The sequence below is a fragment of the Actinomadura spongiicola genome, assembly GCF_003432485.1.
GTDB classification, from domain to species: domain Bacteria; phylum Actinomycetota; class Actinomycetes; order Streptosporangiales; family Streptosporangiaceae; genus Spirillospora; species Spirillospora spongiicola.
Genome location: NZ_QVNQ01000001.1, coordinates 210,983 through 228,568, shown reverse-complemented (window position 1 = coordinate 228,568; position 17,586 = coordinate 210,983). Strand labels below are relative to the sequence as shown.

Here is a 17,586-nt window from a genome sequence, read left to right as displayed (position 1 = left end):
TCAGGAGATGGTGTCCAGGGCGCGTTCGAAGGCGGCCGCGAAACCGATGCGACCGGCGATGCTGAGGAGCATCTCGTCCGGATACAGCTCCAGGTCGCCCGAGATGGCGCCGAGATCCATCTCGTCCAACCCGAGATCGGCGAAGATCGACATGTCGCCGACCGGGAGGACCTGGTCGAGCTCCTCGTCCTCGGGGATCGGGATGTCCAGATAGTCGAGGACCTGTCCCGCGAGCGGCCAGTCGACGGAGGCCGTGACGTCCGACAGGAAGACCATGACCTCGTCGCCGAGCAGCCGGATCGCGACGAAGAAGTCGTCGCCGACCGAGACCAGACCAACCGTGCCGCCGAGGCTCGGCTGCTGGCGCAGGGCGTGGACGAGTCCCGCGAGGTCCTCGGTCAACGCCACCGGGAGGATCTCGGCCTCCCAGCCCTCATCTTCCCGGTACACCACGACGGCGAAGTCCGTCGCGTCCACATCTGTCATTTCCACCCCACCGGCCCGTCTCCTGCCAGGGCATGGTCCCAGATGCGGCCCGCGTGCGTGCGCCCGACCGCCAAACTGGGTGCCGCACCCGCCCGTGAGGCTCGGAGTCAGCGCCACGAAATCCCGGGCCGCACTACGCGATTCAGGGCCACGCGGAGCAATTCCACCGACCGAACCGGTGCTCAGTTGATGCGGAACGTGCGGCGGCGCAGCGCCGCGTGGATCCGCGCACGGCGGGAGCGATGCGGCGTGACCCGGCGGCGCAGTTCGCGGGCCTCTGCCAGTTCCCGCAGGAAGATCGCCCGGCGGCGGAGATGCTCGCGCACCTCCTCGGGGGAGAGTTCGCCCTGCGGGCCCGGGCCCGGGCGCGGCGCGGCGTCCCGTCCTGTGACTTCGGTCACCTCCGCCTCGGCGGCGGTGGCGGGGCCGGCGTCGGCCGTCCGCTCGGCGACGGAGTTTTCGGGAGCGGTCGCCGCGGTGTTGGCAGGAGCCTCGGCCTCGGGGGGCGGCACGGCGGTCTCTGGTGGAGGGATCATCGCCTTGGCGGGGGGCGTCACCTGGGCGGGTGGGTCGGGCGCGGACTCGCGCGCCCGCGTCGGACCTCCCGGTCGTTGATCGCTTTCGCTGCTCATATCGCCATACTGCCCAGCTCAACGGCGTCCTATCCAAACTCCGCGACGACGGGCGGATCGGCCGGGGTGGGCTACCGTGAGCGAATGCAGACCCTGGCCGTCGATCATCCGCTCGTCGCGCACAAGCTCACTACATTGCGGGATATCCGCACTGATTCCCCGACGTTTCGCCGTCTGACCGACGAGCTGGTCACCCTGCTCGCCTACGAGGCCACCCGCGATGTCCGGGTGGCGGAGGCCACCGTCCAGACCCCTCTCGTGCCCGCCCAGGGCGTCCAGCTGGCGAGCCCGAAACCGCTCGTCGTGCCGATCCTGCGCGCCGGGCTCGGGATGTTGGACGGGATGACGCGGCTGCTGCCGACCGCCGAGGTCGGCTTCCTCGGGATGGTCCGGGACGAGGGGACGCTCCAGGCTGAGACGTACGCGACCCGGCTGCCCGACGACCTGTCCGGGCGGCAGTGCTACGTCCTGGATCCGATGCTCGCGACCGGCGGGACGCTCGCCGCCGCGATCCGGCTGCTGTTCGACCGCGGCGCCGACGACGTCACCGCGATCTGCCTGCTCGCCGCACCCGAGGGGCTGAAGCAGGTGGAGCAGACGTTCGCGGACGACGCGGCGCCCGTCCGGGTCGTGACGGCCGCGATCGACTCCCACCTCAACGAGCAGGGCTTCATCGAGCCCGGCCTCGGAGACGCCGGAGACCGCCTCTACGGCGTCGTCTGACCCCGTCCCGTGGCCCACGCCGGAAGGTCCTTTTCGTCCGCTCTCGTGCTTTTCAGGCGGCTCCGTCCCGATTCGGGTGGGTGTGCAGCCGGTGATGTTCGTTCCCGGCGGCAGAGGGTACGGGTGTCCTACGGAACGCCAGTGTGCGTTCCCCTCCGCCGTCCCGGCACAGGGGGACCGTAACGGACCGGGCGGCGCGAGCGACCGCAGGGACACGTGATGGCTCACCCAGGGGAAGGCGACCTGCCGCGTTACGCCGTGATCGGGGAGCGGCTCACCGAGGAGTTCGAGGGCGTGCACGCCGCCGAGACAGTGGACCGGTGCGTGTCCGCCGCGCGCTACGGTGCCGAGGAGGTCACCGGATCGGCGCCGCCCGACCTGGTGGAACGGATCGCGCGCAGGCACCTGGAGGTGCTCGCCGCCGTCGCCGCGGAGAAACGCCGCAAGACACGCCGTTCGTCACTCGACAACGCGCCATAGCGCGTGCTTTGCGGGTCGTACGGGCTGTGCGAAACTGAACCGGGGTCTGTGTCGATGCTCCGGGAGGCAGCAGTGCCCGCCAAGAAGTACATGACATGGGTCGCCGTCGCCTTCGTGGCGTTCTACGTGATCAGACAGCCGGACGGCGCGGCACAGTCGGTGGAGAACGCGGCCAACGGCCTCGCCTCCGCCGCCGGATCCCTCGCCACCTTCGTCAACGCGCTCGCCTGAGGCCGCCATGAGGCTAGTGACCCCCGGAGACTCCGCACCGGCGTCGGTGAACAAGTACCTCCTCCCGCACGAAACCCAGGTGATCACGGTACGGCGGCATCCCGCCGTGCTGATGGTCCCCGTCGCGCTCGTCCTCGGCGGGCTCATCCTCGCGGGCGTGCTCAGCAACACCGTCACCGCGGCCATCACCTGGGTGTGGTGGGGCTGGCTGGCTCTGCTCGGCTGGTTCGTGTGGCGTGTCGCGGAGTGGTCCGTCGACTACTTCGTCATCACCAACCAGCGCATGCTGCTGACCACGGGCCTGATCACCCGTAAGGTCGCGATGATGCCGCTGGCCAAGGTCACCGACATGAGCTTCAAGCGGACGATCGCGGGCCGCATGCTCGGCTACGGAGAGTTCATCCTGGAGTCCGCCGGTCAGGACCAGGCGCTCACCAACGTGGACTTCCTGCCCTACCCCGAGCAGCTCTACCTCGAAGTCTGCGAGATGATCTTCCCGAACAAGAACCCGGCCCCCGAGGAGCCGCTGCCCCCGCCTCCACCGCCGCGCAGGCCGCCGAGGGAGCCGGTCGAGGCGGAGGACGTCCCCACCGCCACCGGCCCGGACGACCCGGCCTAGAGCTTCTCCCGACGTGGACTCAGCCCCGCGCGAACGCGTGACCCGCCCGGTGCAGCGACGCCGGAGGCGAGCGGAGGCGGGCGGATCGCGTAGCGATGTCGCGTTCGCCCCAGGGACGTCACGTAGCGAGCCGTCAGGCGAGCGGAGTGGGCCGGGCCTGGAGTAAACACAGCCCGGAAGCGTGGCATGCTGGTCAATATCGGCGGTTTTCGCAATCTTTTGTGGGTGGTCGGATACCGTCCGAGTGTGAAGGCGCCGCGCCCGCCGGAGTGTCCACCGGCCCCCACCGGGCCGTCGTGGCGGCGTGGCGGTGTGCGAGCGGAGGCCCGTCGGGCCCCTGTCGGATGGCCACTTCTCGCGCCGCTTCATTACTCTCGATGTGCGATAACCCGCAATGTGCAATCATGTCGGCACCCCAGCCGCCTGTTTACTTCCGCTAAGTGAGTCCACATGCCGGGTCCAGGCAACGTCGGCGAACGTGTCCGCAACCTGCGGCTGACCAGACGCTTGTCGCAGGCACAGCTCGCCGGTCACGACCTCTCCGACAGCTATATCTCGTTGATCGAGTCGGGTAAGCGCACCCCGACTCCGACCGTCCTGCGCATGCTGGCCGAGCGCCTCGGCTGCACGCCCGAATACCTCGCCGAGGGCGTCGAGCCGGAGCAGCGCGCCCACCTTGAGGTACGGGAACGCCACGCGCATCTGGCGCTGCTCCGCGGCGACCCCGTCACCGCCGAGGCGGGCTTCGACGAGGTCATCGCCCGCAGCGACGACCCCGACCTCACCTCCCGCGCACGGTGGGGACGCGCCCGCGCCCTGGAAGAGCTCGGACGCGTCGACGAGGCGATCGCGCTGTTCGAGGAGCTGCGCGAACAGGCCGAACGCGACCCGGGACGGGCCAGCTGGCTACCGCCGGTCATCGCGCTGGCGCGCTGCTACCACGCCGTCGGCGACCTGGGTCAGGCCATCGCGCTCGGCGAACGCGCCATCGACCGGCTCACCCAGCTCGGCATCGCCATCGGCGAGGAGTACACGGAGGTCGGACGGATTCTGCTCCTGGCCTACGTGGATCGCTCCGATCCCCTCCGGGCCCACCAGCTCGGACAGCGCCTTCTCAACCCGGAGGGCGCCGGCGACGAACCGGTGAGCGTCCACTACCAGCGCGCCAGCGTCCGCGCACTCGACGAAGGCACGATCGGCGACTCGCTGTACTTCGCCGATCAGGCCCTCGCGGCCCGGAGCGACGCGGGCCCGACCCAGTCGCGCGCACGGCTCTCCCTCGCGGCCGCCAAGGCGCTGCTCAGGGGCGTCATGCCGTTCTCGACCGCCGTGCAGCCCGGCGCCGCGCCAGCCGGCGGGTACGGGTTCGAGCGCCCGCGTCCCGAGGGTTCCCCGGAGGCCGCGCAGGAGGCGCTGGAGCTTCTCCAGGGCGCGACGTGCCTCGACGGCGCGGAGTCCACCGAGAGCACCATCGCTCGTGCACGCGCGCTCGTCCTGATCGGTGAACTGGACGAGGCCATCGCCACCCTGGAGCAGTTCCTCGACACCGGCTCCGCGCTGGCGCCGCCGGAGGCTCCGCGTTCCGTGACCCCGCCGCCGGGCACCGACCTCGCGGCACGTACCCAGAAGACCGTCCTGGCCCGTCTCGTCCTGGCTCGCGCCCGCGTCGCCCAGGGGGACCCGCGCGCCGCTCACGTCGTTCTGCGGGCCGCGTCCGAGCAACTGTCGACCATGCCGTCCGGACGTCCGGCGGCGCATCTGTTCCGTGAGCTGGGTGAGCTGTTCGAACTCGTCCAGGATTCGGACGCGGCGGCGACCGCGTACCGTCAGGCGCTGGAGGCCGCGGGCCTGTCGGCGTCGTCCTCGCCGTCCAACGACAGGGCTCCCGTCTGACCCACCGCCCCGGGGCGACGGGACGAAACGGCAGGGGCGGAATAAAACCGGATAGACGAGTGTCCTATCATCGAAACATGGGATGACTGGTTGACCGGAGGTAAAGGTGACCCTGCGCACGGCACAGCGTTCGTCGCTGGTCGATCAGGTGATCGACCAGCTGAGGAGCGAGATCGCCGGCGGCGGATGGCCGGTCGGCGCGAAGATCCCACCGGAGCCGGTGCTGTCGGAGACCCTCGGGGTGGGCCGCAACACCGTCCGCGAAGCGGTTCGCGCGCTCACACACGCGGGCCTCCTCGAAAGCCGGCAGGGCGACGGCACCTACGTGCGGGCCACGAGCGAGCTGTCCGGGGCCGTGCGGCGCCGGCTGGCGACCGCGGAGCTCATCGACATCCTTGAGGTCCGGCGCGGCCTGGAGGTCGAGGCGGCCCGCCTCGCCGCCGCCCGCCGCACCGACGCCGACGTCGCCGCCATCGCGGTGGCCCTCGCGCGCCGGGACGCGGCCTTGGCCGACGGCGACCACGCCACGTTCGTCGAGGCCGACCTGTCCTTCCACACCGCCGTGGTCGAGGCCACCCACAACCGGGTACTGACGGACCTCTACCACGACTTCAGCGCCGCGCTCCGGGCCAGCATCGGCGCGGCCCAAACCCTCCTCCGGCACGCGGACGTCCCGCACGGCCCCATCGCCGCCGCGATCGAGGCGGGCGACGCCGAAGCCGCCACGCTGGCCACTCACGCGTGTCTGGACCAGATCCTCGCCTCGACCGGGCATCCCGAACCGACCGCGTAACCAACCCCGAACAACGAGCCACACGCCACACCGCCCGCTGGGACGACCACGCGTCGCCGCACCGGCCACGGGACACGGCCGCATTCCATGACGTGCCGACCATCGCCTCCCAGCGGGTCACGTATCCGGTTTGTCGTGCGCCGATTGATGCGCGCGCCTTCCCCGCAGATGACGAAGGAAGAGATGAGAACCCCCCTTTCCCGCGCCACGGCCCTCTGGTCGCTCATCGGCCTGGTGCTGTTGACGATCAACCTGCGGGCCGCCATCACCGGCATCGCGCCGGTGCTCGGCGACCTGCGGGACGTGTTCGGCCTGTCCGGCGCCGAGATCGGCGTCCTCACCACCCTTCCGGTGCTCAGCCTGGGCGTCTTCGCCTCCGTCGCCCCGGTCGTCGCGCGGCGGTTCGGCGCCGAGACCGCCATCGCCGGCTCACTCGTCATGATCACGATGGGGATCCTGCTGCGGGTCGTGCAGTCGCCGATCTCGCTCTTCGCCGGAACGGTCCTGGTCGGGGCGGGAATCGCGATGGGCAACGTGCTCGCGCCCGCCGTCATCAAGCGCGCGTTCCCGTCCAGTGTCGGCTCGCTCACCGGCCTCACCATGATGCTCATGGCGACCAGCGGAGCCGTCGCCGCCGGGCTCGCGGTGCCGCTGAACGAGGCCGGGGGCTGGCGGCTCGCCCTCGCCGTCTGGGCCGTCCCGTCCATGATCGCGTTGCTGGTGTGGGGGCCGCTCGCCGTCCGTCGCCGCCGTGCTCCGGAGCCGTCCGACGCGCCGCGATCCCCGGTCGCCGCCTCGGCGGGGTCACTGCTGCGCTCACCGACCGCCTGGTACGTCGCGGTCTTCATGGGCCTGGCGTCACTGATGTTCTACGTGCTGATGTCATGGCTTCCGGAGATCATGCGGGACGCCGGGTTCACGCCCGCCACCGCCGGGATGATGATGTCCGCCATGTTGATCGTCGGTGTTCCGCTGGGCTTCCTCGTCCCCGTGTTCGCCGCCCGCCTCCGCGATCAGCGTCCGCTCGTCGTCGCCGTCGCCGTCGCCATGGTCACGGGCCTCGGTGGGCTGCTGCTCGCCCCGTCCGCCGGGTGGGCCTGGGTCCTGGTTCTCGGCCTCGCCACCGGCAGCGCGTTCCCGCTCGCCTACACGCTGCTCAGCCTGCGCTCCTCCAGCCCGGTGATCGCCGCGGGCCTGTCCGGGATGGCGCAGACCGGCGGATACCTCCTCGCCGGGTTCGGTCCGCTCGCGATGGGCGTCCTGCACGACGTCACCGACGGTTGGACCGTTCCTCTTGTGTTGCTGCTCGTGCTGGTGGTGCCGGAGGTGCTGTTCGGGCTGCTGGCGGCGCGGCCGGGGCTGGTCCGTCCCGCCGATCCGCGAAGCGTGCGCACGCCCTCGGCGGCCAAGACGCGCGAGCGCGCGCCGGAACCGGCCGGGGTCCGCTGAGGGTCAGGACATGTCGACGGAGTCGAGGTCCAGGACGCGGGCGTGCAGGACGAGCCGCTGGTGGAGCGCGGCCCGCAGCGCCCGGTGGAGCCCGTCCTCCAGGTAAAGCTCGCCCTGCCACTGGACCACGTGGGGGAACAGGTCGCCGTAGAACGTGGAGTCCTTGGCGAGCAGGGATTGCAGGTCCATCTCCCGCTTGGTGCTCACGAGCTGGTCGAGGCGAACCTGGCGAGGCGGAATCTTGGCCCAGTCCCGGGAGGAGAGACCGTGCTCCGGATAGGGCCTTCCATCGCCCACCGCCTTGAAGATCACCCTCCGAGTCTACGGTGTCGACCTGACCCCGAGAAGGCGACTCAACAACATGAGTCACATGACTTACCGCATACGGTAAACCGTTACCTGCCAGCTCAATGGCTTCGTTAGTAAGTAACGTCCGGAACTCGCCCGGTTTACCTACGGTGCCGTGGGGGGCCGGTCCAGGTGCGGCCAGTCCCCGTGCGAATCGGACCGGTGCCCACGGAATGCGATGATCACCATTCCGGTGCCGGTGAAAGGAATTGTTCAACACTGGGAGCGCCCGGTGACGGCTCCGCGGAGAGGGTGCCGGGGGCTGCGGTGCGGTAGGCGGCGAGGAGTTGCCGCTCGGCGCGGGCGAGATAGGCGGCGAGCGCCGTCTCGGCCGCCTCGGTGTCGCCCACCAGGATCAGTTCGGTGATCTGACGGTTCCAGGCCAGGTAGGGCCGGTGGAACCGCTCCTGCTCGGTGGACGAGCCGTACGCGGCGAACGCCAGACGCAGTTCCGCCAGCACCCGCGTCATCGTCTCCTGGAGGCGGCGACTACCGGTGAGCTGGGTGATCGCCTGGTGCCACCGGATGTCGGCGGTCGCGACGTCCGTCCAGCGCCGGTCGGCGACGGCACGGTCCGCGTCATCGAGAATGTCGGTGAGCGGCGTGATCAACACCCGGGGCGCGCCGTTGGCGCGGCGTACCGCGTCGAGTTCGACGAGCCTGCGCACCCGGAAGATGTCGGCGATGTCGCCCGCGGTGATCCGGCGAATGAAGACACCGCGGTTGAGCCGATGGACCACCAGTTCCTCGTGGGCCAGAAGTCGAAACGCCTCCCGCAACGTGTTGCGGGAAACACCCAGGGCCTCGGCCAATTCCCTTTCGCGGAGGTGGTGACCAGGACGGGCGCCGCCCCCGGCGACCATCTCCCGGAACCGTCTGACAGTGCGAATCACCGCACTGTCACCGTCGCTCTCGTCGGCGGGCCGTGGGGGGTGGTCGCGGAACCATGTGATGACCGGGTCGGCGGGCATGGCTTCTGCCTTGTCCATGTCAGAGGACACACTGCGTTCGTAAACCTGGTGACCGACTTGGGTCAGGTCTCAAGTCTGGAAGATTGTTGAACAATACCCTACGGTCGGCGGTATCGAGATCGTCTGGTCCGGCCGAGCCGTTCAGGACCCCCGAAGACAGGGATGGTCACATGACCTCGAACCTCCCCCCGCCATCCCCACCGCCTGACGGAACGGGCGAGGGACCCACAGACCCACCCGCCGATGACGCCGCGCCCACGGCCGTTCCCGTGGACCCGCCCGCGACCGTCCCGGAGGCTCCGCCGGTGGGCGGTTCCGAGGGCCCGTCGGCGGGCATCGCCGACGGCCCGTCCGGGGGTGTTTCTGAGGGAGCGCCCGCGAGTGTTCCCGACGGCCCGTCTGCGGGTGTTGCTGGCGGTCCGCCGGTTGAGGTTCCTGAGAGCCCGCCGGTGGGCGTCGCGGAGAGGCCGCCCGTCGGTGTTCCCCAGGGATCGCCTGGCGTTTCCGACGATCCGCCCGTAGAAGCTCTTGGTGGCCCGCCTGCGGGCGTCCCTGATGATCCGTCCGTGGGTCTTCCCGACGGTCCGTCTGCGGGTGTCTCTGGAGGTCCGCCGGTTGAAGTTCCCGGCCCACCGGTAGGCGTTCCCCAGGGCCCGCCCGGGGGCGTTGCCGGTGGTCCGCCCGGGGGTGTTCCTCAGGGCCCGCCGGTGGGTGTTCCGCCTGGGGGTGTCCCCGGCGGGCAGGCCTTCGCGGGGAGCGTACCTCCGGGGTTCGTCCCGGTTCCGGGTCCACCGGTCGCGTCCGGTCCCACGATCCCGGGAGGACGCCGCACGGTGCTCATCGCCGGGGGCGCGGCGGCCCTGGTGATCGTGATCGTGCTCACGGTGGTGGTGGCCAGGGCGTTAGGCCCGCACCGCTACCTCGGGCCGCTGAAGCCGCTCGACGGTGCGGTGTCGGCGGTGGCGTTCAGTCCGGACGGGAAACTCGTGGCCACGGCCTCGGCTGTGGGAACGGACACGGGACAGGTGAAGCTATGGGACGCGGAGAACGGGCGTCCGAAGCCCCGCAAGAATTCCGACTCTCAAGGCCGTATCGACGTCCCTGCCCAGGTGATGTCGTTGGCGTTCAGTTCTGACGGCGACACCCTCGCGGCGGGCCTGGCGAACGGGAGCGCGCACGTGTGGTCCCTGGAAGAGGGCCGGAGCCAGGTGATCGGAACACCGTCCTCGCCCGCCACCCCCACGTCTCCGGTCGATCCGTACCCTTCGTACCCTCTGCCCTATCCGAGCATTCCGCTTCCCACCCCGAGCATTCCGCTCCCCTTCCCGAGCGGTCTCGTGCCGACTGACCTGGAGCCCGACTTCGAGCGCAGCGCCGACCGTCCGTCCAAGGCGGGAGCACCGGCGCCGCTTCCGCCCAAGGCACCGGAGGGGTCCGCGTTCGTGGCGTTCGTCGGCGACGGCGAACAACTCGCCGTGGCGGCCGGAGAGAAAGTCGAGGTCTACGAGGTCGCCAGCGGCAAGCCCCGGCAGTCTCTCGACAGTTCGGGGACGCAGGTGCGGTCGGTCAGCGTCGCCGACGACGGGAAGCTCCTGGCGGCGGGACGCGCCGACGGAAGCATCCAGGTGTGGGACCTGGCGTCGGGCCGCGCGACCGTCACGCTCAAGGGGCACCTGGACGACGTCGGCGCAGTCGCCTTCCACCCGGACGACGAACTCCTCGCGAGCGGATCCGCGGACGGGACGACCCGGCTGTGGAAACTGCCCGCCGGAACGGAGACGGCGATGCTGACCGGGCACAACCAGGAGGTCCGGTCGCTGGCGTTCAGCCCGAACGGCAAGGCCCTCGTCACCGGCGGGTCGAAGTCCCCGGTACGGCTGTGGGACGTCGGCCGCCGCACCGCCTCGGCACGCCTCGACGGCCACGACCAGGGTGTCACCTCGGTCGCCTACAGTCCCGACGGCCGGACCGTGATCGCCGGGGGCACGACCGCCCACGCATGGCTGTCGGACGTCTCCAGTCTCCCCTCATGACACCAGGGCAGGATCTTTCATGACCCCTCAGAAACAATGCCGCGCGGATCGTCGCGCACTGCTCCGGCGGTTAACGGTGGCCGCGGGCGCGGTGCTGACGGTGACGTCCTGCGCCGTCGATTCAGGCCCCGGCGGGCTGAAACTGGTGGACGCCAGCGACCCGCTCTCGACCGACGCCTACACGCGCAAACTCACCGAGTCGGCGCAGTCGCTCAGCAACGCGCTCCAGGTGATCGGGGGAGCGGTGAAGTACTCCGATGTCTCCGCACGCCTCAGCGAAGCACGCAACGCCGCCGACCGGACCAAACAAGCCCTGAACGACCTCACCCCGCCGAAGGACGCCCGCACCGCGCATTCCCAACTCGTCGTCGCCCTGTTCCAGTTCAGCCGGGACATGGACGGCATCGACCAGGACGTTCAGGGGCAACGACTGTGCACTGTTCCCGCCGTCCAGCATCGCGTGGGTTCGGCGACCGGAGCCCGGTTGCTGCGTGAGGCCGCCGCCCGACTGCAAGCGGCCCCGGGCGGCCACGCCTTCCCTGCCACCATCGCCGACCCGGGCCCGCGGACCGAGCATCGCGAACCGAACGGCCGCCTCCTGAAGAAGGGAGCCCGCGGCGGCAGAGGCGACCTGATCGTCGAGAACAACGGCGAGCGCGACGCCGTCGTCAGCCTGACCCGCAGCGGCAAGGCCGTGTTCACGGTCTACGTGCGCAGGAAGGGAAAGACGACGATCAAGGACATCGCCGACGGGACCTACCGGATCATGTACACCACGGGCAGCGACTGGGACACCAAGGCCAAACGCTTCTCCCGAGACTGCGACGTCCAGCAGAGCGTGGACGACACCACCTTCTCCACCACGATCAGCGGCGGCTATATCCGCTGGCAGAACTGGAGGTACATCATCAGTCCGGGCAGCGGCGGCAACAGCGTCACCACCCGTGGCAAACCAGACGACTTCCCCGTGGACTGACCGGAGATCCATGCGCGCGGCGACCAACCGCGCAGGTGGCGGCCATAGGGGCGCCCCCGAACGTGAGTCCGCGCGGATGCTCCGACAGTTGGAAACGCGCGGGTTCGTCGCCCTGCACGACCGCGCGATACCCGGGTTCCACGCCGACCTTCCCCACCTGGTCATCACGCCGAACGGCCACGTGGTCGTCGTCGACTCCAAGAGATGGTCGTCCCGGCGAACGTCCAAGAAGATGTTGGAGGACGGCGACCTCAGGTGGGCCCGGGGCGGTCTGCTGCGCCGTGAAGTAGTCCTGACGTCGGCCATCGCAGAAATGCAACACCTGTCCGCCGAGGGCGTCCAGGTGGTGGGCGTCGCAGATGAGCGGGGCCTGGTCTTCAACTCCGCCGGGCTCAACGTGCGGCGGCTTCTCCGCGACAGGTCCGCGTCCGGAGTCATGGCTCGCTTCGCGCTGGGCCCGGGAGACGTGGAGTTGTCCCGGGAGGCGTGGCTGGACGTCCCGGTGGATGTCCTGGTCACTGCGGCGACCTCCTACGCCGTTAACGAGGACAACAACGCGCGTGACGGCCCGCTTACTTGTCGAGGGGGCCAACGCCTCGGTCACGCCCGAAGCAGAACGCAGGCTGCTGTCCCGGGGCGTGGTCGTCATCCCAGACTTCGTGGCCAACAGCGGGGCCAACCGCTGGTGGTGGTGGACCCTCTTCGGGGACATCGAGCCCACTGCCGACGCCGCCTTCGGGCGTATCCGGACGAGGCTCTGCGAACTGGCGGCGCATGCCATCAGACGCGGCGAATAGGGAGGTCAGCCCACGCCGGGCGGCCGAGGACCTCGCCGGCCGTCGTCTCGCTGCGCTGCTCGGCGAAAGGGGGAGGACCCGCCTCAAGGCCGCGACGCTCCTTCCTGATCGTGAGCCTACGAACGGAGTATGTGTGCTCGGGTTGTTCGCAAGTGTCTTTGGACTCGCGTTGGTTGACAGCATTAACCCTTCCGCATTCGCTGTCACCATCTATCTGCTGTTGTCCGTGCGGAGACCGACGTCGTCGGTTCTTACCTATATTTCGGGGATATTCGCTGCCTACTTCTCGGTCGGTCTGGCGCTCATCCTTGGGTTGGATGCCCTGACGACGCGGTTCGACTCATTGTTCAGCGGATCGTCCGCCTATGTGCTGTCAGGGATCGTGGGAGGGGTACTGCTCTACATCAGCTTCTTTCCACCTGGCGGCAGAAAGGTGAGGGACCGTACGCCGAGGTCGCTGAACCACACGACCATCTTCGGCCTCGGTCTGGGGATTTCGCTGGTGGAATTCAGCACGGCGTTTCCCTACATCGGGGCCATCGGCATGATCGGCTCCTCGAGTCTGCCCATGAGCCAGTGGCTGCCGGTGCTGGTGGCCTACAACCTGATCATGATCGTCCCGCCCGTCCTCATGCTGGCCGCCCACCGGTTGTTCGGCGAGCGGATCCAGCCGCGGCTGGAGCGCGCACGGCACAAGATCCTGGAAGGTGGCCGGGAGACCACGCTCTGGATCACCGGGATCGTGGGGTTCATCCTCCTGGCAAACTTCCTCAACCACTTCGAGTTCTTCGGACTGATCGAATTGGCGAACACCGGCGGGCAACAGTGAGAGGAAGTGTTTCCACGTCATGTCGCGAGTGGTGCTGGTGACCGGCGGCAACCGTGGAATCGGCCTCGCCGTCGCGTGTCGGTTCGCTGCGTAGGGCGACAGGGTCGCGGTGACGTTCAGGGGCACTGCGCCGGGCGGGCCGTTCTTTTCCGTGAAGTGCGATGTGACCGACACACGCCAGGTGGACGCCGCGTACCGGGACATCGAGGCTGAGCTGGGGCCGGTCGAGGTCCTGGTCGCCAACCGCCGCTGAGCCCAGCTGTCGACGAGACGATGACGATGCGGCCCCGGCGCTTTCGCACCATTCCGCGCATGGCGCGCTGCGTGGCGCGGAAGACACCGGTCAGGTTGGTGTCAACCACGACGCCGAAGTCCTCCTCAACTAGGAGAGGCAGGAGACCGTCCCGGACGATCCCGGCGTCGGGTGCCGCCCTGGAGGACACAGTGCAGGCTCAGCCCGCCTTGTTCGCGGTGCAGGCGGGGCTTGCCGCCCTGCTGCTCGCACGGGGAGTCATGCCGGCTGCGGTGGTGGGGCACAGTTCTGGGTGCGGGCGCGGACACCCGACAGTCCGCCGGCCGGTGCTCGTTCGAGTACCGGCCGGGCGTCTTACCTGGTCAGGCGGTTGTTCAAGGGCGGAGGATAGGAGATTCGAACTCCTGAGGGGTTGCCCCCAACACGCTTTCCAAGCGTGCGCCCTAGGCCACTAGGCGAATCCTCCACGGGGCAGCTTACCGGTTCTGGGGCAGTGACCTGACATCAATTACGGAGGCCACGGGGATCGGTCCGTAGACGTGGGGGAAGACCTCGTCCCCGACCGGCTCATAGCGGACGGGGGCGTCCAGCCGGGACACGTCGATGACCAACAGGACCAGGTCTGAGCGGGGGACGGCGCTGTAGAACCGGTCCAGGACGCCGTCCACCTGGGTCATATCGGACGAGCAGTGAATGAAGCCCTCGTCGTCGAGCGTTCTACCCAGGGTGGACATCCTGTATGGCCGTCCCGTGTCCTGAGCGGCCTCCCAGTAGGACCGTTCGGCGATGTGCAGGAGCGTGTCGCGTGTCGAGGGAGGCATGCGGCGGAGACTACGCGCGTGAAGCGTGGCAATCCTGGGCGGGGGATGCCATAGACTGAGGTGGACCCCTCGCACGGCGTCACCCTGTGAACCTCCCCAGGGCCGGAAGGCAGCAAGGATAAGCAGGCTCTGGCGGGTGTGCGGGGGGTCCCTTGGTTTGACGGCGCACCGCACTTCGACGCTCTGCTTCCCGAGGAGGGCGGCCCCCGATGAGTCTGGCTCTGTACCGCAAGTACCGGCCAGCGACGTTCGCCGAGCTGAAAGGGCAGGAGCACGTCGCCGAGCCCCTCCAGCAGGCGCTGCGCAACGGTCGGATCAACCACGCGTACCTGTTCAGCGGTCCGCGTGGCTGCGGCAAGACGTCCAGCGCCCGTATCCTCGCCCGTTCGCTGAACTGCGAACAGGGGCCGACCCCCGACCCGTGCGGCAAGTGTGAGTCATGTGTGGCTCTCGGCCCGGGCGGGCTCGGCCACATCGACGTGATCGAGATCGACGCCGCGTCCCACGGCGGTGTCGACGACGCCCGTGACCTGCGAGAACGAGCCTTCTTCACCCCGGTCTCGGCGCGCTTCAAGGTGTACATCATCGACGAGGCGCACATGGTCACCAGCGGCGGCTTCAACGCGCTGCTGAAGCTTGTCGAGGAGCCTCCGCCGCACCTGAAGTTCGTGTTCGCGACCACCGAGCCCGAGAAGGTCATCGGCACCATCAGGTCGCGCACCCACCACTACCCGTTCCGGTTGATCCCGCCGGGCGTCCTGCAGGAACTCGTCGAGGAGATCCTCCAGGCCGAGGACGTGCCCTACGAGCCGTCCGCGCTGCCGCTGGCCGTCCGGGCGGGCGCGGGTTCCGCCCGCGACACGCTCTCGATCCTCGACCAGCTCCTCGCCGGTTCGGACGAGAACGGCATCACCTACGCCCGCGCCGTCTCGCTGCTCGGATACACCGACTCTGCGCTGCTGGACGAGGTCATCGCCGCCTTCGCGGGACGGGACGGCGCCGCCGTCTTCGCCGCGATCGACCGGGTCATCGAAAGCGGCCAGGACCCACGCCGGTTCGCCGCCGACCTGCTGGAACGCTTCCGCGACCTGGTGATTCTGGCGAACGTCCCGGAGGCGGCCGAATCGGGGCTGCTGAACGTCCCGCCGGACCAAATGGACCAGATGCGCCGCCAGGCGTCCTCGCTCGGCCCGGGCGAACTGACCCGCGCGGCCGACCTGCTGCACACCGGCCTCACCGAGATGCGCGGCGCCACGTCCCCGAGACTGTTGCTCGAACTGATCTGCGCCCGCATCCTCCTCCCGGCCGCCTACGAGGACGAGTCGTCCGTCTTCGCCCGCCTGGACCACTTGGAACGCCAGGCCAGCCAGGGTGGCTTCGCCGCCGCCGCAGGCGCCCAGGGCCTCCCCCCGCAGACGTTCCAGCCCACCCCACCGCCAGCACCCCAAGGCATCCCGTCGCATGGTGCCCCTTCCCAAGACAGCGCACCTCATGGGGACGCGTCCCAGGGGGACGCGTCCCATGGGAGCGGGCCTCAAGGCGGCGCGTCCCAAGGAGGCGTGTCCCATAGCGGCCCCTCCCAAGAAGGCGCATCTCAAGGTGGCGGACCCCAAGGTGGCGGGCCTCACGGCAGTGCGTCCCAAGGGGACGTGCCCCGTAGCGGCGCATCTCAAGGCGGCCCGCCCCAAGGGGGCGCTTCCCCCCGGAGCGGCCAATCCCAAAGCAGCCCGCCCCCTGGAACCTCACCCCATGGAGGATCACCCCAGGGCAACCCACCCCGAGGTAATCCACCCCAGGGCAATCCACCCGAAGGCTCCACTGGTATCCACAACGGCGGAGAGCAGCCCCCACCCACCCAGGGGGGCCACCCCACTTCCAGTGTCAACCCCCGCCCCGCAGCGGCACCACCAAGACACGAATCTGTGGATAACCGCCGCGCGACACACAGCGGCGGCTCCCCCACCAGCGCAGGTGCACCGTCCGGTGGGGTGGACATCACCGCCGTCCAGCGGCTTTGGCCGGACGTTGTCGAGGCCGTGAAGCAGAAGAGCCGCGCGACCTGGATGGTCATCATGTCCGGCGTGCAGCCGGTGTCTCTGGACGGCAGGGTCCTGACGCTCGGGTTCGACGCGGAAGGACGCCGCCTGGGCTTCGTCAACGGTGGCCGTGACGCCGTCCTGCGCGAGGTTTTCAAGGAACGGATGGGGGTCGACTGGCGGATCGAGACCGTGGTCGGCGCGGCACCTCCACCTGGCCGCTCAAGCCCTAGCGCCGGGTTCGGTGCGGCGGCGGCACCGAACCCGGCACCGCAGCCGCGGCCGTCCGTCCAGTCGGGCCCGTCCAGGCTCGAGCGGGCTCAGGAACCGCCGCCTCCGCCGCCGGACGAGCCTCCGCCGCCACCCGAACCGGTGGACGAGAGCGACGAGGTCGACCCGGAGGGCGACGCGGACGCCGACGGCGCCGAGGCCGAGACCAGCGGCATGGCCCTGCTCCAACGCGAACTCGGCGGCCAGATCATCCGAGAGTTCGACACCTCAACCACCCAGCCCTAGCCCGGCGGCGACAACCACAACCGCCCGCGTCGCTGGGTAAAAACGGTCGTGGCCCGCCTACTTCGACGATCCAGACGCACCGCCCTCCGAACGCCGTAGCCATGGTGGCCTAGGGCCGTGGTCACCGACGAGCGCGTGCAGGTGCTGTTGAAACGACGCGCGGACTCGCGGCGCTGGGCGTTGCTCACCGAACAAGCCAATCAAGCATCGCCCCCCGAGCGGGCCACATCGCGGGGACGTCCTCCACAGTGCGCCGGCCCGGCCGCTCCCTGGACGGCCAGGCCCCTCGAATGCCGACAGCGACCGCGATCAGGCCCATCTCCTCCACGGGGTCATGCGGTGCCGTAAAAGGAGATCGAGCGCCTCGGCTGCCAGTTTCACGTCCCCGCAGGGGGATACGAACCCGTCACGTCCGTCCCCAGCCTCGAAGTAGCCCCACTCCTGACCAGGCATCGCCCGGACGGTCACTGCGGACCCCGCAGTATCTGCCGCTCCGCCCGCGTACACCCACAGCAGCGGCACAGGGAACCGGAACTCCCGCTTGTCGTACAAGCCGACGCAACGCCACCCCAGAGGCAACAGCGCCACCCGGAGCAGTTCCAGTCGCTGTACTGCCGCGTCGTGGCCCGCGAACGTCCGCCACTCCAGCACGACCCGCGAACGACCGATCACCTGCCGCAGATTTCGCATCACCTCCGAC

At 69.5% G+C, this 17,586-nt stretch carries 17 protein-coding genes, 1 tRNA gene, 1 other RNA gene and 5 pseudogenes; 16 read left to right on the top strand and 8 right to left on the bottom strand.

Translation table 11 applies throughout. The features are described 5' to 3' along the window. Together D0T12_RS01145 and D0T12_RS01140 are read right to left on the bottom strand one after the other, a co-directional pair. The gene (locus D0T12_RS01145) at positions 1–486 is read right to left on the bottom strand and encodes a tRNA adenosine deaminase-associated protein (RefSeq protein ID WP_117397360.1); all 486 of its coding nucleotides are present in this window, start codon (positions 484–486) and stop codon (positions 1–3) included. A gap of 182 nt (positions 487–668) precedes the next feature. Further along, a complete protein-coding gene (locus D0T12_RS01140; RefSeq protein WP_147339332.1) occupies positions 669–1,118 on the bottom strand; it encodes a hypothetical protein in 450 nt (149 codons plus the stop codon). Between the two features lie 84 nt (positions 1,119–1,202). Here D0T12_RS01140 and upp point away from each other — a divergent pair, with 84 nt between their 5' ends. The 7 genes and pseudogenes from upp to D0T12_RS01105 all read left to right on the top strand — a co-directional run bounded on the left by upp (position 1,203) and on the right by D0T12_RS01105 (position 7,306). After that, positions 1,203–1,841 carry a uracil phosphoribosyltransferase gene (upp, locus tag D0T12_RS01135; protein ID WP_117397358.1) on the top strand — a complete coding sequence of 213 codons (639 nt, stop codon included), beginning with the start codon at positions 1,203–1,205 and terminating at the stop codon, positions 1,839–1,841. Positions 1,842–2,060: 219 nt separating this feature from the next. After that, positions 2,061–2,321 (top strand): hypothetical protein, encoded by a 261-nt coding sequence (locus D0T12_RS01130; RefSeq protein ID WP_117397357.1) that lies wholly within the window; start codon positions 2,061–2,063, stop codon positions 2,319–2,321. Positions 2,322–2,393: 72 nt separating this feature from the next. Beyond that, positions 2,394–2,552 (top strand): hypothetical protein, encoded by a 159-nt coding sequence (locus D0T12_RS35730; protein WP_199487295.1) that lies wholly within the window; start codon positions 2,394–2,396, stop codon positions 2,550–2,552. Positions 2,553–2,559: 7 nt separating this feature from the next. Next, positions 2,560–3,057: pseudogene (locus tag D0T12_RS01120) on the top strand (PH domain-containing protein); the annotation flags it as partial. Positions 3,058–3,621: 564 nt separating this feature from the next. After that, a complete protein-coding gene (locus D0T12_RS01115; RefSeq protein WP_117397354.1) occupies positions 3,622–5,064 on the top strand; it encodes a helix-turn-helix transcriptional regulator in 1,443 nt (480 codons plus the stop codon). A gap of 106 nt (positions 5,065–5,170) precedes the next feature. After that, a complete protein-coding gene (locus tag D0T12_RS01110) occupies positions 5,171–5,857 on the top strand; it encodes a FadR/GntR family transcriptional regulator (RefSeq protein WP_117397353.1) in 687 nt (228 codons plus the stop codon). Between the two features lie 183 nt (positions 5,858–6,040). Beyond that, a complete protein-coding gene (locus tag D0T12_RS01105; RefSeq protein WP_233525782.1) occupies positions 6,041–7,306 on the top strand; it encodes a CynX/NimT family MFS transporter in 1,266 nt (421 codons plus the stop codon). Between the two features lie 3 nt (positions 7,307–7,309). On the opposite strand, the gene D0T12_RS01100 is transcribed toward D0T12_RS01105, so the two are convergent. Both D0T12_RS01100 and D0T12_RS01095 read right to left on the bottom strand, forming a co-directional pair. Then, entirely contained in the window at positions 7,310–7,618 is a 309-nt protein-coding gene (locus D0T12_RS01100; RefSeq protein ID WP_117397351.1) for a type II toxin-antitoxin system VapB family antitoxin, read from the bottom strand. A 218-nt stretch (positions 7,619–7,836) separates the two neighbouring features. After that, entirely contained in the window at positions 7,837–8,643 is an 807-nt protein-coding gene (locus tag D0T12_RS01095) for a GntR family transcriptional regulator (protein WP_117397350.1), read from the bottom strand. A gap of 815 nt (positions 8,644–9,458) precedes the next feature. Between D0T12_RS01095 and D0T12_RS01090 the strand changes: the two genes are divergently transcribed. From D0T12_RS01090 to D0T12_RS36295, 6 genes and pseudogenes are all read left to right on the top strand, one after another. Further along, complete coding sequence (locus D0T12_RS01090) at positions 9,459–10,658, top strand: WD40 repeat domain-containing protein (RefSeq protein ID WP_158581363.1); 1,200 nt, start codon at positions 9,459–9,461, stop codon at positions 10,656–10,658. Between the two features lie 19 nt (positions 10,659–10,677). Next, positions 10,678–11,634, top strand: a complete 957-nt coding sequence (locus D0T12_RS01085; protein WP_147339331.1) for a hypothetical protein — start codon at positions 10,678–10,680, stop codon at positions 11,632–11,634. Positions 11,635–11,644: 10 nt separating this feature from the next. Beyond that, positions 11,645–12,178: pseudogene (locus D0T12_RS37255) on the top strand (NERD domain-containing protein); the annotation flags it as partial. 16 nt (positions 12,179–12,194) lie between these two features. Further along, positions 12,195–12,431 (top strand): Rossmann-fold NAD(P)-binding domain-containing protein, encoded by a 237-nt coding sequence (locus tag D0T12_RS36950; RefSeq protein WP_158581362.1) that lies wholly within the window; start codon positions 12,195–12,197, stop codon positions 12,429–12,431. Between the two features lie 133 nt (positions 12,432–12,564). Continuing rightward, positions 12,565–13,260: a GAP family protein gene (locus D0T12_RS01070; protein WP_158581361.1), complete on the top strand. Its 696-nt coding sequence runs from the start codon at positions 12,565–12,567 to the stop codon at positions 13,258–13,260. A gap of 19 nt (positions 13,261–13,279) precedes the next feature. Continuing rightward, positions 13,280–13,504 (top strand): annotated as a pseudogene (locus D0T12_RS36295) (SDR family NAD(P)-dependent oxidoreductase); the annotation flags it as partial. A gap of 61 nt (positions 13,505–13,565) precedes the next feature. Here the strand turns inward: D0T12_RS36295 and D0T12_RS36290 are convergent. Then, positions 13,566–13,622: pseudogene (locus D0T12_RS36290) on the bottom strand (hypothetical protein); the annotation flags it as partial. Here D0T12_RS36290 and D0T12_RS37250 point away from each other — a divergent pair. Continuing rightward, positions 13,612–13,794 (top strand): annotated as a pseudogene (locus D0T12_RS37250) (hypothetical protein); the annotation flags it as partial. The pseudogenes D0T12_RS36290 and D0T12_RS37250 sit on opposite strands and share 11 nt — an antisense overlap. 100 nt (positions 13,795–13,894) lie before the next feature. Here D0T12_RS37250 and D0T12_RS01055 read toward each other — a convergent pair. Further along, positions 13,895–13,979, bottom strand: a tRNA-Ser gene (locus D0T12_RS01055). A gap of 10 nt (positions 13,980–13,989) precedes the next feature. Continuing rightward, a complete protein-coding gene (locus D0T12_RS01050; protein ID WP_117397344.1) occupies positions 13,990–14,334 on the bottom strand; it encodes a DUF952 domain-containing protein in 345 nt (114 codons plus the stop codon). Between the two features lie 60 nt (positions 14,335–14,394). Between D0T12_RS01050 and ffs the strand changes: the two genes are divergently transcribed. Both ffs and D0T12_RS01040 read left to right on the top strand, forming a co-directional pair. Further along, positions 14,395–14,490, top strand: an RNA gene (gene ffs, locus D0T12_RS01045) — signal recognition particle sRNA small type. A 53-nt stretch (positions 14,491–14,543) separates the two neighbouring features. After that, entirely contained in the window at positions 14,544–16,886 is a 2,343-nt protein-coding gene (locus tag D0T12_RS01040) for a DNA polymerase III subunit gamma and tau (protein ID WP_117397343.1), read from the top strand. A 309-nt stretch (positions 16,887–17,195) separates the two neighbouring features. Here D0T12_RS01040 and D0T12_RS01035 read toward each other — a convergent pair whose 3' ends face one another. Next, positions 17,196–17,558 (bottom strand): hypothetical protein, encoded by a 363-nt coding sequence (locus tag D0T12_RS01035; RefSeq protein ID WP_147339330.1) that lies wholly within the window; start codon positions 17,556–17,558, stop codon positions 17,196–17,198. Positions 17,559–17,586 lie beyond the last annotated feature (28 nt).